This window comes from Synoicihabitans lomoniglobus (genome assembly GCF_029023725.1).
Lineage (GTDB): Bacteria > Verrucomicrobiota > Verrucomicrobiia > Opitutales > Opitutaceae > Actomonas > Actomonas lomonigloba.
Genome location: NZ_CP119075.1, coordinates 1,350,394 through 1,372,204, shown reverse-complemented (window position 1 = coordinate 1,372,204; position 21,811 = coordinate 1,350,394). Strand labels below are relative to the sequence as shown.

The 21,811-nt window shown below is 61.3% G+C and carries 20 protein-coding genes; 6 read left to right on the top strand and 14 right to left on the bottom strand.

Annotation, left to right across the window (positions count from 1 at the left end; translation table 11 throughout):
• Positions 1 to 207 precede the first annotated feature (207 nt).
• Positions 208 to 3,045 (top strand): isoleucine--tRNA ligase, encoded by a 2,838-nt coding sequence (ileS, locus tag PXH66_RS05290; protein ID WP_330928521.1) that lies wholly within the window; start codon positions 208 to 210, stop codon positions 3,043 to 3,045.
• Here ileS and PXH66_RS05285 read toward each other — a convergent pair.
• Positions 3,042 to 3,467, bottom strand: coding sequence for a hypothetical protein (locus PXH66_RS05285; protein WP_330928520.1), 426 nt, complete (start codon positions 3,465 to 3,467; stop codon positions 3,042 to 3,044). The two genes, ileS and PXH66_RS05285, sit on opposite strands and share 4 nt — an antisense overlap.
• Before the next feature lie 4 nt (positions 3,468 to 3,471).
• On the opposite strand from PXH66_RS05285, the gene PXH66_RS05280 reads away from it, so the two are divergent.
• A complete protein-coding gene (locus PXH66_RS05280) occupies positions 3,472 to 4,257 on the top strand; it encodes a TraR/DksA family transcriptional regulator (protein ID WP_330928519.1) in 786 nt (261 codons plus the stop codon).
• 38 nt (positions 4,258 to 4,295) lie between these two features.
• Positions 4,296 to 4,880: a signal peptidase II gene (gene lspA, locus PXH66_RS05275; protein WP_330928518.1), complete on the top strand. Its 585-nt coding sequence runs from the start codon at positions 4,296 to 4,298 to the stop codon at positions 4,878 to 4,880.
• 102 nt (positions 4,881 to 4,982) lie between these two features.
• Here lspA and PXH66_RS05270 read toward each other — a convergent pair whose 3' ends face one another.
• Genes PXH66_RS05270 through trpB form a run of 3 tightly spaced genes read right to left on the bottom strand, consistent with a single transcriptional unit; the run spans position 4,983 to position 7,504 of the window.
• On the bottom strand, positions 4,983 to 5,837 hold the full coding sequence (locus PXH66_RS05270; RefSeq protein WP_330928517.1) for a YicC/YloC family endoribonuclease: 855 nt from the start codon (positions 5,835 to 5,837) through the stop codon (positions 4,983 to 4,985).
• 42 nt (positions 5,838 to 5,879) lie between these two features.
• The gene (locus PXH66_RS05265; RefSeq protein ID WP_330928516.1) at positions 5,880 to 6,245 is read right to left on the bottom strand and encodes a four helix bundle protein; all 366 of its coding nucleotides are present in this window, start codon (positions 6,243 to 6,245) and stop codon (positions 5,880 to 5,882) included.
• Positions 6,246 to 6,256: 11 nt separating this feature from the next.
• The gene (trpB, locus tag PXH66_RS05260; protein WP_330928515.1) at positions 6,257 to 7,504 is read right to left on the bottom strand and encodes a tryptophan synthase subunit beta; all 1,248 of its coding nucleotides are present in this window, start codon (positions 7,502 to 7,504) and stop codon (positions 6,257 to 6,259) included.
• A 218-nt stretch (positions 7,505 to 7,722) separates the two neighbouring features.
• Between trpB and PXH66_RS05255 the strand changes: the two genes are divergently transcribed.
• Positions 7,723 to 8,652 (top strand): hypothetical protein, encoded by a 930-nt coding sequence (locus PXH66_RS05255; RefSeq protein WP_330932258.1) that lies wholly within the window; start codon positions 7,723 to 7,725, stop codon positions 8,650 to 8,652.
• A gap of 28 nt (positions 8,653 to 8,680) precedes the next feature.
• On the opposite strand, the gene PXH66_RS05250 is transcribed toward PXH66_RS05255, so the two are convergent.
• The 3 genes from PXH66_RS05250 to PXH66_RS05240 all read right to left on the bottom strand — a co-directional run bounded on the left by PXH66_RS05250 (position 8,681) and on the right by PXH66_RS05240 (position 12,608).
• Complete coding sequence (locus PXH66_RS05250) at positions 8,681 to 9,193, bottom strand: STAS domain-containing protein (RefSeq protein ID WP_330928513.1); 513 nt, start codon at positions 9,191 to 9,193, stop codon at positions 8,681 to 8,683.
• A 51-nt stretch (positions 9,194 to 9,244) separates the two neighbouring features.
• A complete protein-coding gene (locus PXH66_RS05245; RefSeq protein WP_330928512.1) occupies positions 9,245 to 12,061 on the bottom strand; it encodes an aconitate hydratase in 2,817 nt (938 codons plus the stop codon).
• A gap of 82 nt (positions 12,062 to 12,143) precedes the next feature.
• On the bottom strand, positions 12,144 to 12,608 hold the full coding sequence (locus tag PXH66_RS05240) for a redoxin domain-containing protein (RefSeq protein WP_330928511.1): 465 nt from the start codon (positions 12,606 to 12,608) through the stop codon (positions 12,144 to 12,146).
• 224 nt (positions 12,609 to 12,832) lie between these two features.
• Here PXH66_RS05240 and tyrS point away from each other — a divergent pair, with 224 nt between their 5' ends.
• On the top strand, positions 12,833 to 14,122 hold the full coding sequence (gene tyrS / locus PXH66_RS05235) for a tyrosine--tRNA ligase (RefSeq protein ID WP_345781717.1): 1,290 nt from the start codon (positions 12,833 to 12,835) through the stop codon (positions 14,120 to 14,122).
• 32 nt (positions 14,123 to 14,154) lie between these two features.
• A complete protein-coding gene (locus tag PXH66_RS05230) occupies positions 14,155 to 15,972 on the top strand; it encodes a M3 family oligoendopeptidase (protein WP_330928509.1) in 1,818 nt (605 codons plus the stop codon).
• Here PXH66_RS05230 and PXH66_RS05225 read toward each other — a convergent pair whose 3' ends face one another.
• From PXH66_RS05225 to PXH66_RS05195, 7 genes are all read right to left on the bottom strand, one after another.
• Entirely contained in the window at positions 15,973 to 17,130 is a 1,158-nt protein-coding gene (locus PXH66_RS05225; protein WP_330928508.1) for a glycoside hydrolase, read from the bottom strand.
• A gap of 31 nt (positions 17,131 to 17,161) precedes the next feature.
• Positions 17,162 to 17,329 carry a type II toxin-antitoxin system antitoxin gene (locus PXH66_RS05220; protein ID WP_330928507.1) on the bottom strand — a complete coding sequence of 56 codons (168 nt, stop codon included), beginning with the start codon at positions 17,327 to 17,329 and terminating at the stop codon, positions 17,162 to 17,164.
• A 31-nt stretch (positions 17,330 to 17,360) separates the two neighbouring features.
• On the bottom strand, positions 17,361 to 17,531 hold the full coding sequence (locus PXH66_RS05215; protein WP_330928506.1) for a hypothetical protein: 171 nt from the start codon (positions 17,529 to 17,531) through the stop codon (positions 17,361 to 17,363).
• A 36-nt stretch (positions 17,532 to 17,567) separates the two neighbouring features.
• Positions 17,568 to 17,735 carry a hypothetical protein gene (locus PXH66_RS05210; RefSeq protein WP_330928505.1) on the bottom strand — a complete coding sequence of 56 codons (168 nt, stop codon included), beginning with the start codon at positions 17,733 to 17,735 and terminating at the stop codon, positions 17,568 to 17,570.
• 19 nt (positions 17,736 to 17,754) lie between these two features.
• The gene (locus PXH66_RS05205) at positions 17,755 to 18,654 is read right to left on the bottom strand and encodes an SPFH domain-containing protein (RefSeq protein WP_330928504.1); all 900 of its coding nucleotides are present in this window, start codon (positions 18,652 to 18,654) and stop codon (positions 17,755 to 17,757) included.
• Positions 18,655 to 18,792: 138 nt separating this feature from the next.
• On the bottom strand, positions 18,793 to 19,488 hold the full coding sequence (locus PXH66_RS05200) for a zinc metallopeptidase (protein WP_330928503.1): 696 nt from the start codon (positions 19,486 to 19,488) through the stop codon (positions 18,793 to 18,795).
• Positions 19,489 to 19,701: 213 nt separating this feature from the next.
• Entirely contained in the window at positions 19,702 to 21,810 is a 2,109-nt protein-coding gene (locus PXH66_RS05195) for a BamA/OMP85 family outer membrane protein (RefSeq protein ID WP_330928502.1), read from the bottom strand.
• Position 21,811 lies beyond the last annotated feature (1 nt).

The window sequence follows — 21,811 nt, the reverse complement described above, 5'->3', positions numbered from 1 at the left end:
ATGACGACCATCTGCACGACTGCCATGAGGAGCGAAATATCACCAAACCGAGGGCCGTCCAACCCGTTAAATACCCTCCGACACCGGCGGGACCGCGATGGGTTTGAGCAGCGGAGACGGTCCCCACCGCCCCCATCCCGCAAATACCCGGTGGCCGTCCTTGACTCGCCATCCGCCCGGGGTAGCCTCCGCACCCTTTATTTCTGGATGGCGACTGACCTGAAAAACACCCTGCTGCTCCCTCAAACCGATTTCCCCATGCGAGCCAATCTCGTCAAACGGGAGCCGGAGCGCTTGGCGCAATGGAACAAGCTCGACCTCTATCAGGCCATGCAGCGCCTCCGGGCCGACGCCCCGACCTTTGTCCTGCACGACGGTCCGCCTTTCACCAATGGTGACGTCCACATCGGCACCGCCCTGAACAAATCGCTCAAGGACATCGTTTGCCGCTACAAGACCATGCGCGGTTTCCGCACCCCGTATGTGCCCGGCTGGGACTGTCACGGCCTGCCGATCGAGCAAAAGGTCACCCGCGAAATCCAGGATTCCGGTGAAGACGTGACCACCGCCGAGCGCCGCGCTCGCTGCGACGCGTTTTCCGAGCGCTGGATCGGCATCCAAAAGGAGCAGTTCAAGCGCCTTGGCGTGCAGGCCGACTGGGCCAGTGAATACAAAACCAAGGCGCCCGCCTACGAAGCCGATATCATTCGCACCTTCGCCTCCTTCGTCGATCAAGGCATCGTCTACCGCTCGAAAAAGCCCGTTTACTGGTCGATTCCCTTCGAAACCGCCCTCGCCGAGGCCGAAATCGAATACAAAGACCACGTGTCGCCCGCCATTTGGGTGAAGTTCACGGTCCCGGCCGCCGAGGCCGCGAAATTCGGCCTGCCCAACGACAAACTCCTTTCGATCGTCATCTGGACGACCACGCCGTGGACCATCCCCGCCAACATGGCGATCGCGTTGAATCCGCGAGTCGACTACGTCGTCGCGGACCTCGGGGACGAGCGTATTCTCGTCGCGAAAGCGCTGCTCGACAGCGTGCTGACGTCGGCTAAACACGAGGGCGAAGCGCCCGTCGTGCACCAAGTCGTCGGACAGTCGCTCGAACATCTCGCCGCCCGCCATCCGTTTGTCGATCGAGCCTCCCCCGTCGTGCTGGCGGAATACGTCACCACCGACAGTGGCACCGGTTGCGTGCACACCGCCCCGGGCCACGGCGCGGACGACTACATCACCGGTCTCAACTACCAACTCGAGGTGTATTGCCCGGTCGGCGACGATGGCTGCTACGTTGACGATGGCCAAATCCCGGCTGAACTCGTCGGCCTCAGCACCCTCGAATCCGTCGAGGACATGGCCGCCAAGAAGACCTCCACCGCCAACATCGGGGTGTTGAAGCTCCTCGCGGCTAAAAGTGCGCTGCTGGCCAAGGCGCGCTACCCGCACAGCTACCCGCATTGCTGGCGCTCAAAGACGCCCATCATTTTCCGTGCCGTCGATCAGTGGTTTGTTTCCCTCGACCAGGGCGGCCACCGAGCCAAGGCCCTCGAAGCCATCGGCGGCGTGCGCTGGGTGCCGACCCACGGTGAGACCCGCATCCGCGGTGCCGTCGAAGCCCGCCCCGACTGGTGCATCAGCCGTCAACGCTCGTGGGGAGTGCCCATCATCGCGTTTTACGGCCCCGACAAAGCCCCGTTCATCGACGCCGGTGTGATTCGCGCCGTTGCCGACAAAATCGCCACCCGCGGCACCAACTTCTGGTATGACGCGACCTCCACCGAGATCCTCGACGGTGTCGCCCTCCCGGCCGGCTGGCCGGCCGCCGCCGATCTTACCTGCGGTCGGGATACGCTCGACGTGTGGATCGACTCCGGTTCGTCCCACAACGCCGTGCTCGGCACCGGCCAGGGCACCACGTCGCGCCCGGCCGATCTCTACCTCGAAGGCAGCGACCAGCATCGCGGTTGGTTCCAATCTTCCCTCTGGACGAGTATCATCAGCCGCGGCGACGCGCCCTACAAAGCAGTGCTCACCCACGGTTTCATCGTCGGTGAAGACGGCAAAAAAATCTCCAAGAGCGGCACCTACGAAAAACCGCCGACATCGGACAACTACATCAACCAGTTCGGGGCCGACGTGATCCGCCTCTGGATCGCTTCGCAGGATTTTACGCAGGACATCACCTTGTCCGACAAAATCCTCGGCATCGCGGGCGACGCCTATCGGCTCTTCCGCAATACCCTCCGCTACCAACTCTCGACCCAGTTCGATTTCGACCCCGCGCAACACACCGTGCCGGTCGCCGAAATGGACACCCTCGACCGTTGGGCTCTGCACCAAACGGCGGTGCTCGCCGACGCCTGCACCACCGCCTACGACGCCTACGAGTTCCACCGCGTTTTCCAGCTCTGCAATCACTTCTGCGCCGTCACGCTTTCGTCGATCTACCACGATATTCTCAAGGACCGTCTCTATACTTTCCCCGCGAATCATCCACAACGACGCTCGTCGCAAACCGCCATCCGCCACATCTTCGAGACGTTGGTGCGCCTGCTCGCCCCGGTGCTGAGTTTCACCACCGATGAAGCCTGGGCGCATGCCACCACCGGCACCGATTTCACCTCCGATCCGATCCACTTGCAGGATTGGCCGGTCATTCCCGCCGACTGGAAAGATGCGACCATCGACGCCGAAGTGTCCGCGCTTCTCAAAGTGCGTGGCCAAGTCACCGAAGCCATCGAACCCGCCCGCCAAGCCGGTCAGATCGGCAAGTCGCTGGATGCCGCCGTGACCGTTTCCGTCCCCGATGCCAGCCCCGCCGCCGCGGTGCTGACCAAATATCGCGATTTTCTTCCTGAACTCTTTATCGTTTCGCGCGTCTCACTCACGCCCGGTGCCGCTGCACCGGACGTTAAAATTGAAGTGAGTCACTGCCAGAAACATCAGGACGTTCGTTGCCCACGCTGCTGGCGCTGGGTCCCCTCCCTTACCGCCGGTCCCCACGGCGAAACCTGCCCCCGCTGCACGGAGGCTCTCGGCTAACCCCCAACATCCCCCCCCAAGATGGCTAAGAAGACCCCTACCAAATCCGCCAAAAAGAAGACCCCCCCCGCCAAAAAAGCCGCGGTAAAAAAGTCATCCTCCCCCAAAGCCGTCTCTCCTTCCGTTCGCAAAAAAACCGTCAAGAAAGCAGCCAAATCATCGACCAAAGCGCCCAAACCGGCCGCTCCCAAGACAGCGAAAAAAGCACCGCTTAAAAAGACCTCCGTGAAAAAAGCTCCCGCCAAGAAGACCACCGCCGCGAAAAAAACCCCCGCCCCGAAGGCTGCGGCCAAGAAAACTCCGGCCGCGAAGAAGTCCGGCACGAAATCTGTTTCCACTTCCCAAACCGCGCCCAAACCCTCGACCAAAAAATCGAAGGCCAAAGCCGTCCCGGCACCCGCCGCAACCCAATCAAAATCCACTCCCGTGAGTTCCTCCGGTAAAGCCAAACCCACCGCCAAAACGGCTAAAAAAAGTTCCGCCCGCGACGCCCTGCGCAGCCGCGCCCTGGGCCGCTCCAAGAGCAATAAATCGATCGCCTTCAGCCTCGATGAGGTGAAGGAAATCGCCAAGACGAGTTCCGCCAAGGAAGACGCCGAGGCGACCAAGAAGGCGGCCAAAACCGCCGACAAAAAGGCGGTCATCGAGGCCACCCTCGCCGCCGCCAAACCGTCGGTGGTCGCCGCGGCCTCCCTCGCCGACATCCTCGGTTTCACGCCCGGGGGCGGCAAGAAATCCGCTTACGACGATCCCAAGTCCGTGCCGGAAAAATATCGCCGCTACTACAAGCTGCTCCTCGAACTCCGCGAGCATCTCACCGGCCAGATCGACCAGCACTCGGAAGACACCCTCAAGCGCTCCTCCAAGGACGACGCCGGTGATCTCTCCTCCTACGGTCAACACATGGCCGATGCCGGCACCGACACCTTTGACCGCGATTTCGCCCTTTCTCTCGTCGCCAACGAACAGGAAGCCCTGTCCGAGATCGAGGCCGCCATCACTCGCATCAAAAACGGCACCTACGGCATTTGCGAAGTGACGGGGGAACCCATCGACAAGGAGCGCCTCCTCGCCGTGCCGTTCACCCGCAATTCCGCCGCCGCGCAAAAACAACTCGAACGCAATCGCCACCGCGTCCGCACCCAGGCCGGCCTCCTCGGCGACTTCGGGGAAGATGGCGGCTCCATGGGCAGTTCCGGTGACGAAGACTGAACGACTCCCGCGGTCGACCGCTGACCGTGGAATCGATCATGACCTCATCGCCTCGCGTCCCCGCGCCTGATCCCGAAGCGGTCGCTGCCGATACCCCGGCACCGACCACGCTCGGCGTGGGTCAACGCCTGGGTGCCTACCGGCTACTGTGGGTTTTGGCCATTGTGGTGCTGGTGCTCGATCAGCTCACCAAACTTTGGATTGTCGAACGCATGCCGCTCGGCACCTACGGACCGGAACGCGGTGCCATCACCATTATAGACGGGTTCTTTTATCTCGTCCATGTCGGCAATACCGGCGCGGCGTGGAGCCTGTTCACCGGCCGCAGCACCCTCTTGGCCTTGCTGGCGGGCAGCACTCTGGCGGCGATTTATTTTTGGCGCCGCGCCCTCGGCCTGCGCGATCGCATGGTGCAGCTCAGCTTCGGACTGCTCTGCGGCGGCATTGTCGGTAACCTCATCGACCGCGTTGCCTACGGCCACGTGGTCGACTTTCTCGACTTTCACTTCGGCAGCTACGTGTATCCAACCTTCAACGTCGCCGATTCCGGCATCTGCATCGGCGTCGGCATCTACCTCATTCACTCGCTCCGGCATCCGCCGGAGCAGGAAAGTAACAAGTAACAGGATTTCTGACCACCGCTGCGCGCCGCCAAGCGGGCTACTCGTAGGGAATCCCGCTACTTGGTTCTTGTTACTTGTTACGTCGAGTGAAGCGCTTTCACTTCACTCGACGTTGGCCATTTGCTCGCGAATGCGTTCGAGCTCATTCTTCAGTTCGATGACGTTTTTCGAGATTTCGAGATCATTGGCCTTACTGCCGATGGTGTGAATTTCGCGGCCGACTTCCTGGAGGATAAATTCGCCCTTGCGGCCGATTTCACCTTCGGTGCGCAACAGCGTTTCGAGTTGTTGCAGGTGGCTCTTCAATCGCGTGATTTCTTCCGTGATGTCGCAACGATCGGCGAATAAGGCGACTTCCTTGAGGACGCGTTCATCGGAGACATCGAGGTCCAGATCGGCGTCACGTAACCGTTTGAACAATACGTCTCGATAGAGGACCGGCACGTGTGGAGCCCGTTCGGCTACCGCCGCGACATTGCGCTTCAGCACATCGAGCCGGGTGAGGAAATCGATCAGCAAGGCTTCACCTTCGCGAGCGCGCATGGCGGCAAACGAGCGCAACGCTTCCTCCGCCGCTTCGAGGACCGCGACCTCCACGGCTTCGTCCAATTCGGGTTCGGCCGTGGCTCGCCGGTCATTGGCTATTTCCCACAGCAGGCGGGCATCGGGTTGGAATGATATCCCGTTGGCGTCGGCAATGCTTTGGAGTCGGTCCAACGCCGCGCCGACCTTGGCTTCGTCGCCGCTGGCCGCTTCGAGGCCCACCTGGAGGTGCACCTTGCCCCGCGACGCGACTTCGCGCACGGCCTCCGCAATGCTGGGCTCCAACGATGCCCACACGTCGGGCAAGCGCATGGACAGATCCAGCGACTTCCGATTCACGGAGTTCACCTGCACGACCACGGTCGCATCACCCAAGGGAACGGAGGCCCGTCCAAAGCCAGTCATACTCTTCATAGGGAGGAAGTAACAAGTAACAGGTGACAAGTAACAAGCAGATCAAGCATCGGAATCGTCCTGCTTATGGGCAATGGAGGCAAAAATGCGCGTGAGTTGGTTGGCTTCATCCATCAGGTGCGCTATTTCCGGCCTGGTGGAAGGATCGGAATCCTCCGCCAGAAGTTTCAGCCAGAGTTGAGATTCGCGAGCCTCTTTACGGCATACTTTTATACGGTAGAAAAAGTCGTTCCGACTCAGCCCTTCTTGCGCCTCCAGATAATTTGCCGCCACCGATCCCGACGAACGCACGACCTGCTTAATGTCCTCCCGCGTTGCCGTTGAGGATGGCATCAGGTTTACAATGCGACGCACATCCCGGGCGAATCGATAGGTGCGTTCAGCCAAGTTCTCCGGGGAGTCAGCCATCTTGCTACTTGTTACCTGCTACTTGGCTCTTTCAAGTCCAGCATCTGCTGGACTTGACTGACATCCTTATCGCCGCGGCCGCTGAGGTTGATGATCAGGATCTCGTCCGGGCCCATTTCTTTCGCACGCTTGAGGCCGTGCACCAGGGCGTGCGTCGACTCTAGCGCCGGGATGATGCCTTCGAGCTTGGATACCAGTTGGAAGACTTCCATGACTTCGTCGTCACAGGCATACGCGAAATCAATGCGCTTTTGGTCCCGATAATACGCGTGCTCGGGACCGATCGCCGCGTAATCGAGTCCGGCACTCACCGAATGCGTCAGCTCGATCTGTCCGTCCGAATCTTGGAGAATGTAGGTCTTGCAGCCTTGGAGGACGCCCAGTTTACCTCCCTCGAAACGCGCCGCGTGTTCGCCGCGCGTGATGCCGCGGCCGCCCGCTTCGACCCCGACGAGGCGCACCGCTTTGTCATCCAAAAACTCAAAGAAGAAGCCAATGGCGTTCGAGCCACCACCGACACACGCGATCATCTCGTCGGGGAGACGACCTTCCGCGGCCATGATCTGATCCTTCGTTTCCAGCCCGATCACGCGGTGGAAATCACGCACCATCATGGGATACGGATGCGAGCCGAGCGCAGAGCCGAGAATGTAGTGCGTCTCGCGCACATTGGTCACCCAGTCGCGCATGGCTTCGTTGATCGCTTCCTTGAGCGTTTTCTGGCCCGCTTCCACGCCGATCACTTCGGCGCCCATGAGACGCATGCGAAACACGTTCAAGGCCTGTCGCTCCATGTCGACCGCCCCCATGTAAACCCGGCACGACAGTCCAAACTTCGCGCACACCGCGGCTGTCGCCACCCCGTGTTGGCCGGCGCCGGTCTCGGCAATGATGCGTTTTTTGCCCATGCGTTTGGCGAGGATCGCCTGGCCAATGGCATTGTTGATCTTGTGCGCCCCGGTGTGCAGCAGGTCCTCCCGCTTCAGGTAAATCTTGGCACCGCCACAATGCGCGGTGAGACGCTCGGCAAAATAGAGCTCGGTGGGGCGTCCCGCGAACTCCTTCAAGTGATGCCGCAATTCCTCCACAAACGCCGGATCTTGGCGGGCGGTTTCATAGGCTGCGCCCAGTTCCTGCAGCGCCGTCATCAGCGTCTCAGGCACATACACGCCACCATAAGGTCCGAAATGACCCGCCGCATCGGGCTGGGCAAAACGGTCAGTGCTGGAGGGAACGGATGGATCGACGGAGGTGGCCATGGAACGAGAAACATGGCCCGAGCCAGGCGGCGCTGGCAAACCGGATTTCCATTCAACTCCGGCGACGCCCTTGCCCTACAGTTTTAGCATCGGTCTTCGTGACGTCGTGAAGGGCTGGCCTATCCTTCGGGGTTAGGGGCAAGGTTCCGCCGCGTCCCCGCTGTTTACCCCGCCCGTTCATGCTTGGAGTTCCCCTCGCCTCCCAAATTCGTTGCATCGTGTTCGCTCTGCTGGGCGGACTCGGGGCCTCCGTCGGTGTCGCCCAAAAATCGATGCCTGTGACCTACTACTCCCGGGTCAGCGCCGACTATGAACGTCCCCTCGGGGCAGACGGATATCCGCAGCGGGAATTTTACGCTTTGGGCTACGGCGGGCGGTTGGACGGCACCGTTTGGGACCACACCCAAAGCAAAGAGGACTATCCCCGCATCGCCGGGATCGTCGCGGAACATTTGGCTGAGCAAAACTACCAGTTCGCCTTCGATGCGGCGGACGCCACCTTGCTGATCACGATTCACTGGGGCCGGACCGGAGAGGGCTTCGACGGCAATTTCAATTCCCGCGTCAATGAACTGGGGGATGCGTTGAGCTCGATTCAAGCCGCGCAGGCCGCCATCCCGCCCCCGGCGTCCTCCGCGACCTTGGAGGAGGCCGCCATCAATCGGGCGGAGACCATCGCGCAAAACCAACAGGCGGCGGCGGCCGCCGCCGAGCTGGAAGGATCCATCCTGCTCATGAGCATGGAAAACCGCGTGCGCACGCGTCGCAACGAACAGAACGCCCGCGTTTTAGGTTACACTGATGAAATGGCTCGCATGCAAAACATCGGGGGGCCGATCGGCATGGACCGCTTCAACGAGCTGCGGGGCGAGGTCGAGGAAGCCCGCTATTACATCGTGCTCACGGCCTATGACTTCCGGCTGGCCAAGGATGAGCAGAAGAAAAAAGTGCTGTGGACCAGCCGCATGAGTATTCGCACCCGCGGCCATCGTTTCGCCGAAAATATCGCGACCATGGTCGCGCGCGCCGCCGATTCGTTTGGTCAGAACAGTGGTCGCCTCGTGCGCAACAAACGCGGCGAGGTCGAAATCGGTGAGATCACTGTGATGGACGACGACGTCGAAACGCCGTCCGCGTCCAAGCCTTAGACGTTGGCCGCCGACGGTCCCGGCAGCGTCAGTCCTCGCCGAGTTGGCGGGAACAAAGTTTGATCACGTCCTGAAACTTGGCCGCATTTTCGCCATCGGCCTCGACGAGGTTGCGATGCGCGTCGAGCACCGTGCGCGCAGCGACCAAATCATCGCTCAACGCCTCCGTTTTCAGCGCGGCGCCATTCGCCGCGGTGGGCGGCACCTTCGCCTGTTCGTCGACGGTCAGCAAGCGATCGAGTCCGAGGTTGCTCACGAGCTCGCGGTTGCGCTCATTCAGCCCGCTGACGACCAGGGAGCCGCGCGGTTGGGTTTTACGCAACTGGATGGCCGATCCGGCCATCACACCGAGAAAGGTGCTGTCCATGCCCACGCAGTTCTCGAAATCCATGACAAATCGACGCTTACCGGCGGCGATTTGTTCATCCATGAAATCCTTCACGCAGGCACAGTTTTTGAACGTAGCTTTGCCTTCGACCCGCAGAGCGATCGGGTCGGAGTCAGGATTTACGAGAAAACGTGGTTCGGGGTTTAAGGACACAGCGATATAAGAACCGGAGAACGACACACGTTCCCCGGTTCTTAAGAGTTATCAATTACGAGCGATGATTTGTCGCAGCACGTAGGGCAAAATGCCGCCGTGCTGGTAGTAATCGACCTCGATCGGGGTATCGATGCGGCAGGCGACGGTGACGTCTTCGCTGGTGCCATTGGCCCGCGTGATCCGCAGGACAAGGTCCTGTTGCGGTTTCACGTCGGAGGTGAGCCCCACGACATCGTAAACTTCGGTCCCGTCGAGCCCGAGCGTCTTGGCACTCGCGCCGTCCTTGAACTGCAGGGGCAGCACGCCCATGCCGACGAGATTGCTGCGGTGAATACGCTCGAAGGACTCCGCGACCACGACTTTGACGCCGAGCAGGTTCGTGCCTTTGGCGGCCCAGTCACGGGACGAACCCGTGCCGTATTCCTGGCCGGCGATCACGATCAACGGCGTGCCGCGCTGCTTGTAGGTCATCGCGGCGTCGTAGATCGACATCTCCGTGCCTTCCGGTTGGAGCACGGTGTAGCCGCCTTCCTTCGGTGCGACCATGAGGTTCTTGATCCGCACATTGGCAAACGTGCCGCGGGTCATGATCCGGTCGTTGCCGCGACGGGAACCGTAGGAATTGAAGTCGACGAACTCGACGCCGTTTTCGCCCAGATAACGACCGGCCGGAGAGTCCTTCTTGATCGCGCCGGCGGGCGAGATGTGGTCGGTCGTGACCGAATCACCGAAAATACCCATCGGACGGGCACCGGTGATCGGAGCGATGGCCCCCGGTTCGAGGCTGAAGTCGGTGAAGAACGGCGGCTCCTGGATGTAGGTCGAATCACGGTCCCATTCGTAAACGTTGCCCACCGAAGACGGGATTTCGTTCCACTTCGGGTTCTGACTGGTGAAGTCGCTGTAGAGTGCCTTGAAGACCTCGGGTTTGAGGGCGGAAGCCATTTCGTCCCGAATCTCGGAGAGGGACGGCCAAATGTCCTTCAGGTAAACATCCACGCCATTTTCGTCCTTGGCGATCGGATCGGAGGACATGTCGATATCAACGCGACCGGCGAGCGCAAAGGCGACCACGAGTGGCGGCGACATGAGGAAGTTCGACTTGATGTTCTGGTGAACCCGGGCCTCGAAGTTGCGATTGCCCGAGAGCACGGATGCCGCGACGAGATCGTTGTCGACGACCGCCTTTTCAATCGCGGGATCAAGCGGGCCGGAGTTGCCGATGCACGTCGTGCAACCGTAGCCGACAGTCTGGAAACCAAGCTTGTCGAGGTAGGGGGCAAGTCCCGTCTTGTTGAGGTAGTCGGTGACCACGCGGGAACCGGGAGCGAGGGAAGACTTGACCAGTGGGTTGACGGTCATGCCGCGCGCGACGGCCTTTTTGGCGAGCAAACCGGCGGCGAGCATCACGCTCGGATTGGACGTGTTGGTGCAGCTGGTGATCGCGGCGATGAGCACGCTGCCATTGGTCACTTTGCCGCCGTGGTCGTGGCTGGCCATCACCGGCTCGGGCGTCGGATGGTCGCCCATTTCTTGTTCCGAAGCGAGGGTTGAACCTGCCTCCGCGGTCTCTTGGCTGCCTCCGCCCGACTCGCTGACAATGCCCGTGTGGCAGACCTCCACCGTGGTGCCGTAGTCGTCCGCGGCCCGACCGAAACCGCCGTCGGATGCGGGAGCCGTGTAGAGTGATTTGAACGCATCCTTGAGCTGCGGCAGCACAATGCGGTCCTGCGGACGCTTCGGTCCGGCCACACTCGGCACGACTGTCGAAAGGTCGAGTTCGACGTCGACCGAGTAATCGATCTGGCCCTTCTCGGGGATGCCCCACAGCTCCTGCGCCTTGTAGTAGGACTCATAGAGCGCCACGTGCTTCTCGGCGCGACCGGTGCCGCGCAGGTAAATCGAGGTCTCTTCGTCGATCGGGAAAAAGCCCATCGTCGCGCCGTATTCCGGGGCCATGTTGGCGATGGTGGCGCGGTCGACCAACGGCAGCGCCTTCGCGCCCGGCCCGTAAAACTCGACAAACTTGCCCACCACCTTTTTGGCGCGAAGCAACTCGGTGATGGTCAACGCGAGGTCGGTGGCCGTGACGCCTTCCTGCAACGCACCGGTGAGATGCACGCCGACGACGTCGGGTGTGAGGAAGTAGACCGGCTGACCCAGCATGCCGGCTTCGGCTTCGATGCCACCCACGCCCCAGCCCACGACGCCGAGGCCGTTGATCATGGTGGTGTGCGAATCGGTGCCGACGAGCGTGTCGGGATAATACGTGTCATTGCCGTCCTTCAGCACGCCTTGGGCGAGATACTCGAGATTGACCTGGTGAACGATACCGATGCCCGGAGGCACGACCTTGAACGTATCAAACGCCTGCATACCCCACTTCACGAACTGATAGCGCTCGCGGTTGCGGGTGAACTCGAGATCGAGATTCTTGGCCAGCGCTTCGGCGGAACCCGCGAAGTCGACCTGCACGGAGTGATCGACCACGAGGTCAACCGGCACGAGCGGCTCGATGATTTTCGGATCCTTGCCCACCTTGTCGACCGCTGAACGCATGGCGGCGAGGTCGACGAGCAACGGCACTCCCGTGAAATCCTGCAACACGATGCGAGCCACCACAAACGGCACCTCGGCGGTGCGTTCGGCCTTGGCCTGCCAACCCGCGAGCGTCGCCACGGCGTCTTCCGTCACCCGCTTGCCGTCGCAATTGCGCAGCAGCGACTCCAACACCAGACGGATCGAAACCGGCAGGCGGTCGATCGCGTAACCAGCCGCCTTGAGGGCGGGCAGCGAGTAGAGGGAGTGCGTGGCGCCGTTCGCTTCGAACGTGCCCCGGGTGTTAAACGGATTCGGGAGGCTCATAGTTTTGGTCAGTCGTATCGGGAGAATGGAGGGGCGGCGGCGGGAAGACGGTCAGCCCGACCCGCCGCAGGGGGAAAGCGCCTTAGCTGGCGAGCGCCGCTTTGACGGCTTCAAAATCGGGCAGGTCCTTCGGCGTGGCGGTTTGTTCGGCGTATTTCACCACACCGTCGGATCCGATCACGAACGCGGCGCGGGCGGCGGTGTCGCCCACCCCGGCCAGCATCGGGAATACCACATCGTAGGCTTTGATGACTTCTTTGTTGAGGTCGCTGGCCAGCGTGATGCCGATGTTGTTGGCCTTGGCCCACGCTTCCTGCGCGAAAGGACTGTCCACACTGATACCGATAACTTCGGCTCCGAGGTCGGCGTAAGCGGCCAAGCCGGCCGTTACGTCACAAAATTCGTCCGTGCAGACGCCCGTGAAGGCCAACGGGAAGAACAGCAACACCGTCGGCTTGCCGGCGGCGAGGCTGACATCAACGAGACCGTCAGCGGTCTTGCTCTTGAGCGTAAAAGTGGGGGCGGTGGATCCTACGGCGATGGGCATGAGAAATGGAATAGGTCGGTGAACAAGGACTTCGCCAACGTTGTGACGAAAAGGAACGCCAACTTACGTCCCGCTCCGAATCGGTCGCAATTCGTTTTTACACATAGAAGCGCCTCTATTTTGGAAAATTGATTTAACATTAGCAGAGCTGCCACCGCCCGCCCCCACCTCACACTTCCCCCTTGCCCCGTGCGAGTCGCGAACGCTTTGCTTATCCGCTCATTATGACGATTCTCGAAGAGCTCCAATGGCGCGGCCTCTACGCCGACTGCACCGACCTCGATGCCCTCACGGCCCGACTCGCTTCCGGCCCGACCACGCTCTACGCCGGTTTCGATCCCACGGCTGACAGTCTCCACGTCGGCAACCTCGTGCCGTTGCTCGCCTTGCGACGCTTCCAGGACTACGGCCACCACCCCATTGCCCTCGCCGGCGGCGCCACCGGCATGATCGGCGATCCCTCGGGCAAATCCTCCGAACGCAATCTCCAGACGCCCGCTCAGGTCGAGGCCAACATTGCGGCGATTCGCCTCCAACTCGCCAAGTTTCTCGACTTCGAGGCCACCGCCAACCCCGCCCGCCTCGTCGACAACGCTTCGTGGACGGCGCCCTTCACGTTCCTCGAATTCCTCCGCGACGTCGGCAAACATTTCCCCGTCAACCTCATGTTGGCCAAAGACAGTGTGCGCACCCGCCTCGAGGAAGGCGGGATCAGCTACACGGAGTTCAGCTACATGCTCCTGCAGGCGCACGACTTCTACCACCTGCGCACGGAAGCCGACTGCGAAGTCCAGGTCGGCGCGACCGATCAATGGGGCAACATCACCGCCGGCACCGAACTCATCCGCCGCAAATCCGGCGCGACCGCATGGGGACTCACGTTCCCGTTGCTCACCAAGTCCGACGGCACCAAATACGGCAAAAGCGCGAGTGGCGCCGTCTGGCTCGACCCCAAACGCACGACGCCCTACCGCTTCTATCAGTTCTTCATGCAGGCCGAGGACGCCGACGTGATTAAATTGCTCAAAGTCCTGACCTTCCTCTCCCAAGAGGAAATCGATGCTCTCGAAGCCGAACTCGTTTCCGCCCCCGGAGCCCGCGCCGCCCAAAAAGCGCTGGCTCAGGCCGTCACCACGCTCGTCCACGGCGAGTCCGTTTGCGCCGACGCCATGCGTGCCAGCACGATCATGTTTGGCGGCGGCCTCGATGGCATCAGTGAATCCGTGTTCGAAGACGTGGTCGGCGAAGTGCCTACCACCGATATCTCGTCCGACCTTCTCACCGGCGAAGGCACGGGCCTGCTCGACCTGCTCGTCACCGCCGGGCTCTGCCCATCCAAAGGCCAGGCACGCAAAGACCTCCAAGGCGGCGGCATCAACGTGAACAACGTGCGCTGCAATCCGCAGGATCTGAACCGAGCGCTCACCCTTAGCGACACCCTCTTCGGCCGCTACATCCTCTTCCGCAAAGGCAAACGCAACTACGCCGTGCTGCGGCTCAATGACGCGAATTGATTTCAGATTGGGAATCACCAAGCGTGGATCGCATGACGATTCCCACCACCTGGACGCTTGAAAGTTACTTCCCGGAATTTGACGGCCCCGAGCATCGCGCCTTTCTCGTCGCGCTGAAACAGGACCTGGCCGCCGAACTCGCGACCACCACCGAGCTGGCACCGCTCGATGCCGACAACGCGTCCGCTTGGGTGGAGCGCTTTCTGGTGTGGGAGGATCTCGGCGCCCGCTTGGAACATCTCACTTCCTATCTGGAGTGCCTCGGGTCCGCCGATACCGCCAGCGAAGCTTACCAATCCGCCGAAGCCGCCCTCGACGCCCAGTCCGCCGAGTTCGACAAATTGGAGACTCAGCTCCTGCGCGGATTCCGTGACGCCAGCGACGCGACCTGGAGCGCTTTCCTCGCTGACGATCGTATGGTCGACGCCACCCATACCGCCACCCGCCTGCGCGAGACCGCACAGTTTCAAATGGACGCCACCGCCGAAGCACTCGCCTCCGATCTCGGCGTCGACGGCATCAGCGCCTGGGGCCGTCTCTACGACACGGTCACCGGCAAGATGAGCTTCACCATGACATGGCCCGACGGTCGCGCCGACGAAGTGCCCATGTCACAACGCCGCTCGCTGCTCACCGACGCCGATCGCCGGGTTCGCGCCGCCGCTTTTCACGAGGGCAACAAAGTTTGGGCCGCGACCGAAGACACCATGGCCGCGACCCTCAATGCGCTGGCTGGCACCCGCCACACGCTTTATGCCCGGCGGGGACAGGATCACTTTCTCAACGCTCCTCTGCATGACTCCGCGGTCTCCCGCGAGACCCTGGATGCCATGTTCAACGCGATCGCGGCCAACTACGAAACCCCACGGCGCATCCTGCGTCTGAACGCGCAGCTCCAAGGCACCTCCGCCCTCGCGTGGTATGATCAGGACGCCCCGCAGCTGCGCAACACCCTGCCGGCCCTCGACTGGCCGCGCGCGGTTGAGCTGGTGCGCTCTTCCTTCGGCTCCGCGTATCCAAAACTTCACGACTACTTCAACACCATGATCGAGCGGCGTTGGATCGAGTCCGAAAAACGGCCGCACAAACGCGCGGGCGCCTTCGCGACCGGCTCGCCGCTGACCTGCGAAGAACGCATCTACATGACCTTCGGCAACACCATGTCGGATGTCACCACCCTGGCCCACGAGGCGGGTCATACCTGGCATTCGCATCTGCTGACAAACCAACGGCCCTGCGCTCGCGATTATCCGATGACCCTGGCCGAAACCGCTTCCACATTTGCCGAGAACATCCTGTCCGGCGGCCTGCTCGCCCAGCCCGATCTCGCGCCCGATCAACGCGCCTACTTGATCGAACAGAGCGTGTCACACACGCCCTCCTACTTGCTCAATATCCCCGTGCGTTTTCTCTTCGAGAGCCGCTTCTACGAAGAACGCCGTTCCGGCACGGTCCCGGTGAGCCGGATCAAGCAGCTGATGGTTGAGGCTCAACGCGAGGTGTTTGGCGACACCCTCGCTGAGGGGGAAGAAGACCCGTGGTTCTGGGCTTCCAAACTGCACTTCTTCATCTCCGATCTATCGTTCTACAACTTCCCCTACACGTTCGGTTTTCTCCTCAGCCAGGCGCTGTATCAGGAATTTCAACGCGAAGGCGCCGCCTTTCTTCCACGCTACGAAACCTTCCTCGGACTCACCGGCCGGGCGACGTGTGAAGAGGTCGTGCAACAATCGCTCGGGCGCGACTTGCGCGACCCGGCCTTCTGGGCTGAAGCCATCCGGGGCCTCGAACCCAAGATCGCAGATTACGCCGCCATCGTGGCCGAGCACACGAACCGTAAGTCGACGTGATCAGTCGCGTCCCAGCAGCCAGTCCCAGGAGCGCTGCCACGCACTGCGCCGATCCACGGTGAGTTCGACGTATCGTGCGTGGTCGGCTGCCGTCATGATGCCAAGGGGTCCGCGCGTGATTCCGCCATATCCCTTTAAATCGTGCACGCGCACCGCGAGCACATTGCCGTCACTTTTCAATAAATCGGCGGCAAACGGATAAGCGCGCGTTTGATTCCAAAAATCGGTCTCCGCCGCCGACGTGGAGCCGGTGTGGCCGATGAGGACGCCATTGAGATAAACCTCATCCGTGTCATCGATCTTCCCCAGCCGGAGAACCCATTCTTCCGCACCCGCCGGAGCGCTCAGATCAAACGTTTTCCGATACCAGGCGTAACCATCGAAATCGGCCAAGCCTTGCCGGTCCCACACTCCCGGCACCACCGCGGGCCGAAACGCATCTTCGAAATTACCTGTTCCCACGAAACGAGGATCGTCCACGGTGCTCAACTCCCAGTGGCCGGAGAGATCGAGCAACGGGGCCGGTAACGGCGTGGTGAAGAGGCCGACCGCTTCCCCCACCAATCCGCCGCCGAGCTCGCCGTCAAACACCCGCACCGCCACCACATTGGGCGCGTCGAACCGCAGCAGTTCGCGCGGCACCAGATAGGCGCGCAGCGCGTCCCACGCGGAATCGTAGTGCGGTGGCATGCGCCCGGTCGCCCCGATTTTAACGCCATTGAAATACACTTCATCCACGTCGTCGATGCGGCCCAATCGCAGGTAAACCTGCCCTCGCAGATTGCGGGCCGGCAGGTCGAAGGACCGTCGATACCACGCAAAACCATCGTGGTCTTCGAACCCTTCATTCTCCCAGGGCGAGCCGACGTCGATTTGCGCCCAATCGTCATCATTGAAATCAACCGCCGCGCGCGAGGTGTCGTCACCGACCGCAAAGGACCAGGCACCGGACAAATCCACCAACTGTTCGCTCCCCCGGTCCTTGAAAAACCCATGCCCGGTTTCCCGCCACATGGTCGCCCCCGATCCACGTGAGGGCGCGTCGTCATTGCGGGAATGGAAGGTCACGAACAGACCGCTCAGCGCGGCCACGGCCGAGGCGATGACCGTCGCGTATTTCGCCTCCCCGTGATTTTTATCAAAGCATTTCCACCACATGGTTCACCATTTCTTCCGGTCGGACGCCGGCTTAAGGATTAGAGGATTCATCGGTCGAGGTCGGATCATTGTCCGCAGCGCGGCCGCGTCGTTTGCGCACCGCTTCACGCAGCAGGTATTCGATCTGCCCGTTCACGCTGCGCATTTCCTGATCGGCCCAGCTTTGGATCTCCGCCCAAAGCTTCGGGTCGACCCGCATGAGAAATGACTTTTTACCCGGACTCGCCATATCAGAGAGCGAGACAGATGTTCACGGACGTGGCGACGCCACCGGTCATCATTAGCGGCACCAGTCGGGTCGGTCCGGTTGCCGGCGCAGCCGCCAGGCTCCACGAAGCCAGCAGCACCGACGCCACCAGGGCCGCCATCATCCGACGCGCCCCCCAGCAGGCGGGATGCATCGGTTGTAACATAAATCGCAATACGGGCAGCACGGCTCAGCGACTCTTATACATGGCCTGGGCCAGCAACGTGCCGGAGGTCGAAAGACCGCCGGTGGGTTTCCACCCCTGGCGCATGGCTTCGTTCACTCTGCTGGCGAGTTCGTCCAGCGCCTTCTTTTGGGTGAAACCGAACGAGACCGTGATGATTTGGTAGGTATCCATATTACGAATGCGTCAAAGGTTAGCTGTAGAGGGTGCCGGTATTGACGACCGGGTGAACTTCGGACTCGCCGCACAATACGACGAGGAGATTGCTGACCATGGAGGCCTTGCGCTCGGCATCGAGTTCCACGACGCCCTTGGACTCGAGTTCCGTCAGCGCCATTTCGACCATGCCCACCGCTCCTTGCACGATCTTGGTGCGGGCCGCGATCACTGCCTCCGCCTGCTGGCGACGCAGCATCGCCTGGGCGATCTCGGGCGCATAGGCGAGGTGCGACAAACGCGACTCCTGCACCTCGATACCGGCCTTGCCCAGCCGCTCCTGCAGCTCGATGGTGAGCGCCTCGGAAACCGCATCGCCGGAGGCCCGCAGGGTCATCTCTTCCGCGTCCCCACTGTCGTCGTAAGCGTAACCGCTGGCGAGGTGGCGCACGGCCGATTCGCTCTGCACGGCCACGTAATGCTCGTAGGCGTCCACATCAAAGATCGCCTGAGCGGTGTCACGCACGCGCCAGACCACGACCGCCGCGATCTCGATCGGGTTGCCCCGCTTGTCATTCACCTTGAGCTTGTCGCCATTGAGATTGCGGGAACGCAACGAGACTTTCTTTTTGGACATGAAGGGATTGACCCAGAAAAAGCCGCTGTCGCGCACGGTTCCCTTGTAGGTGCCAAAGAGAATCAAGACGGCGGACTCATTGGGCTGCAGCGGCATGAAACCGCAGGAGGTCAGAATTGCGCCGATCAATAGGATTACGGCGAGCAGGCCAAACAATGGAACTTTGGCGGCGAATGCTCCGATGACCAGCGTCACGACGCCGGCATACATGAGCAGGTTGATGAACAGCAGCGCCCAACCACTCGCGGCGGAAACGCGCTTCTCGTGGTTGGCGGAATTGAGGGATTCGTTAGTTGTCATGGGTTATAATGATTTCAGAGTGATATCACTTTGAAATCATCTCCGTCAAGCAAATCCACCCCCGTTCTCGATTCGGGGCCCAAAAAAACCGGCTCCACGGAGGAGCCGGTTGACAAAGTTCGAGAGCGGAAGCACGCGTCAGTCGCGCCGACCATTCAGAATCATGAGAATGTGCAGCAATGATCCCAGTGCGGCCACGAAAGCAGCCACGTAAGTGAGGGCGGCGGCATCGAGCGTCTCGTTCACGCCTCCCATTTCATCGCGGTCGAGAATACCGAGTTCGACCAGTTGCACCTTGGCTCGGCGGCTGGCGTCGAACTCGACCGGCAGAGTCACCAGTTGAAAGAGCACGATCACGCCCATGGCGATCGCACCGACGGTGAGCAGGTTGTAGCCCAGCGCCGATCCCGCGAACATGAGCAGGAAAATGCCGCCCATCATCACGTAACTGGAGACGGTCGAAGCGATCTGCGTGGCCGGCACCATCGTCTGACGCACTTTCATCATGGAGTAACCGACCTTGTGCTGGATGGCGTGGCCCGCTTCGTGCGCGGCGACGCCCAATGCGGCCAGGCTGGTGCCGTTATAGTTGTGCTCGGACAACGCGAGACGGCGGCGGATCGGATCGTAGTGATCGGTGAGCTGACCGGGCACGCGCACGATTTCCACATCCGAAATACCAGCGGAGTTCATGACGGCCTGCGCGGCTTCGGCGCCCGAAATGCGTCCGCGAGACTGCACCCGAACGTTCTTTTCGTAGGCGCGACGAATTTTCGATTGCGCATACATACCGAAGAGCATCGGACCGATGAGAAGAAGGAGCCAAATAAGCATGGTAAGAAGGGAATTAAAGTGAATGGCAGTGTGCAATCTTCACGCCACGATTTTCGTCGGGGGCATCGATTGAGATCAAAGTCAGGAAGATATTAATGATGGCCGATTTGCAAATCGTTCCGGTCGCGCCTCCAAACTTACGCCGGATTTGTAATGCGTCCGACTTGCTCACCCTCGCCTCCCGCCCTGGGACACGACGTCGCAGCGCCAGACTCAGAACGGAAACCCCAACGAGAAATGCAGGGTGCCCTTCGGATCGAGCGGACGGGGGTTCAGGTTGTGCCCATACTCAATCCGCACCGGACCAATAATGGTTTGGTAACGCAGCCCGGCGCCGACGGTGTGGAGGTCGTAACTCCACGGCAGATCCTCGAGTTCCGCCGTGGCGCCGAGGAAATCCCAAAATACCACGGCACTGATGCGCCGCGTCAGCGCTTGTTCGAGCTCCACATTGACCAACGTGAAACTCTTGGCCCCGATGAATTCGCCCCCGGCATTCCGCGGCGACGCCTCGCCGCTCTGCATGCCGCGCAGACTATTTTCGCCGCCCGGGAAAAACCGTTTGTTCACCGGCAACGCGAGATCGTTGGTTTCGCCGAACGTAAACACCGAACCATGGCTCAGCCCCACATGCAGCCAACGCGTGTCGCCCCACGGACGGTGCCAGGCGTAGCCGAGCTCGACGCGTTGAAAGCCCACCTCGCCGCCCAGCGCGCGGTCGGCCGCCTCGACTTGGGCGAACCAGCGATAGCCCTTGCGCGGATTCAACGGGTTGTCCCGTCGATCCCGGGCCATCGTCACCGTCAAACTGGCCGTGGTGGTTTCAGTGAGATCGGTATCTCGGGTCGCCAGGTTATTCTCGCGGTTCAACAAGTCCTGATAGGTGTAACTCACGGTCGTATCCGCGCTAAACCACGGGATATCCCGACGCGTCAGCCCAATCGTCGCGCCGTATTCCTGGCGTTGAAAGGACAGCTCCTCGCGATCGAGACCGAAGAGTCGAAAATTCGCGTCGATCGTTTCCCCAAACAAATCGGGCACCGTATACACCATGTCACTACGCAGACTCTTCAGGGAGCCCACCGCCTCCAACCGCAGCTGATGCGAGCGCCGCATGAGATTGTAACCGCGCACTTCAAACCCCGCCCGGACTTGTTCATAGCTGCCGTAACCAAACATCAAACTCGATTCCCACGGCTCGCGCGATTCCAAGTGAAACACCGGTGCCCGCTCGTCGCCCTGCGATGGTTCAAAATCAACCCGCACTCCCGCCAGGGAACGCAAACGACCCAGCCGCCGCCGTGATTCATCGATGAGAAGCGGGTTGAGCGGTTCGCCCGCACCGAGGACCACGCGGCGATTGAGGATTCCGCGGGAGAGGTCTTCCGCCCCTTCAAATTCCGGCCGCAATAACGTGACCTGCGGCCCCGAGACCGCGGTCACGGCAACCGCGACGATGCGTCGGTCGGTTTCCTCTGGGGACGCGTCCGTCGGAGCCCGGGGACTGCGATGCGTAGTGATTCGCACATCCGGATATCCGGCGACAAAATGGGCGCGGCGCACCGACTCCACCAAGTCCTGCTCCCAGCCAATCGTCCACACCGTGCCGGGAGCCACCGTTCCGCTCGGGAGCACCACGCCTTCCGCGGCCTCACTCATCGTCACCTCACCGACTTCCCAGCGCGGACCGGGCGTAACCCGAATCGACACATTCACCGCTCCGGTTTCGTCGTTCTGCTGTTCCCTCACGACCTCGGTGCGTGATTCCGCATATCCTTTTTCGTGCAAGGCCAACTCGATTTGGTCGAGACCGGTGCGCAGTCGATCCGGGGTGAAGACCCGCTCTCGGGCCAAGGCGAGAATACCCGCTTGCGGCACCACAAGCTTGCCCGCGTCCTCGGCGGCCAGCAAGGGCTCGACGCCCTCAACAATCACTGCGTCAAAATAATATCGCACCCCGCGCTTCACCTGCAGATCCACGCGCACGGCCCGCAAGGGACGCGGTAACAGATTCGCGAAGGACTCATCAAACTCGTGGGTGAACGACTCCCCGTTCTCGCGTTCAATCTGCGCTTCGACCGTGGGCTTCAGATAACCGTCCTCCGCCACGGCGGAAATCGCGAAGAACACCGCGTCTTCGACCGCATTGGCGTTGATGACGGTAGCATCGCTGGTGGAGTTCAAACTTCGCACCGCCCGCTCGATGCGGCCGTCCTTCAGCCAGCCCGTTCCATCAACGGTGATTTCCGGCTGCGCCGCCACCGCCGTCGCGAGCCCCGTGGCCAGCAGCCCGACCGCCAGGCACCGCCGGGCGGAACGCATT

What these genes read in the sequence shown, in the direction of transcription:
- PXH66_RS05220 (WP_330928507.1), bottom strand. Translation starts at nt 17,329, where the DNA reads ATGCGGGTCGACCCGAAGCTTTGGGCGGAGATCCAAAGCTGGGCCGAT.
- PXH66_RS05230 (WP_330928509.1), top strand. Translation starts at nt 14,155, where the DNA reads ATGACGATTCCCACCACCTGGACGCTTGAAAGTTACTTCCCGGAATTT.
- PXH66_RS05215 (WP_330928506.1), bottom strand. Translation starts at nt 17,531, where the DNA reads ATGCATCCCGCCTGCTGGGGGGCGCGTCGGATGATGGCGGCCCTGGTG.
- PXH66_RS05225 (WP_330928508.1), bottom strand. Translation starts at nt 17,130, where the DNA reads ATGTGGTGGAAATGCTTTGATAAAAATCACGGGGAGGCGAAATACGCG.
- PXH66_RS05210 (WP_330928505.1), bottom strand. Translation starts at nt 17,735, where the DNA reads ATGGATACCTACCAAATCATCACGGTCTCGTTCGGTTTCACCCAAAAG.
- PXH66_RS05195 (WP_330928502.1), bottom strand. Translation starts at nt 21,810, where the DNA reads ATGCGTTCCGCCCGGCGGTGCCTGGCGGTCGGGCTGCTGGCCACGGGG.
- PXH66_RS05245 (WP_330928512.1), bottom strand. Translation starts at nt 12,061, where the DNA reads ATGAGCCTCCCGAATCCGTTTAACACCCGGGGCACGTTCGAAGCGAAC.
- ileS (WP_330928521.1), top strand. Translation starts at nt 208, where the DNA reads ATGGCGACTGACCTGAAAAACACCCTGCTGCTCCCTCAAACCGATTTC.
- PXH66_RS05270 (WP_330928517.1), bottom strand. Translation starts at nt 5,837, where the DNA reads ATGAAGAGTATGACTGGCTTTGGACGGGCCTCCGTTCCCTTGGGTGAT.
- lspA (WP_330928518.1), top strand. Translation starts at nt 4,296, where the DNA reads ATGACCTCATCGCCTCGCGTCCCCGCGCCTGATCCCGAAGCGGTCGCT.
- PXH66_RS05240 (WP_330928511.1), bottom strand. Translation starts at nt 12,608, where the DNA reads ATGCCCATCGCCGTAGGATCCACCGCCCCCACTTTTACGCTCAAGAGC.
- tyrS (WP_345781717.1), top strand. Translation starts at nt 12,833, where the DNA reads ATGACGATTCTCGAAGAGCTCCAATGGCGCGGCCTCTACGCCGACTGC.
- trpB (WP_330928515.1), bottom strand. Translation starts at nt 7,504, where the DNA reads ATGGCCACCTCCGTCGATCCATCCGTTCCCTCCAGCACTGACCGTTTT.
- PXH66_RS05205 (WP_330928504.1), bottom strand. Translation starts at nt 18,654, where the DNA reads ATGACAACTAACGAATCCCTCAATTCCGCCAACCACGAGAAGCGCGTT.
- PXH66_RS05265 (WP_330928516.1), bottom strand. Translation starts at nt 6,245, where the DNA reads ATGGCTGACTCCCCGGAGAACTTGGCTGAACGCACCTATCGATTCGCC.
- PXH66_RS05200 (WP_330928503.1), bottom strand. Translation starts at nt 19,488, where the DNA reads ATGCTTATTTGGCTCCTTCTTCTCATCGGTCCGATGCTCTTCGGTATG.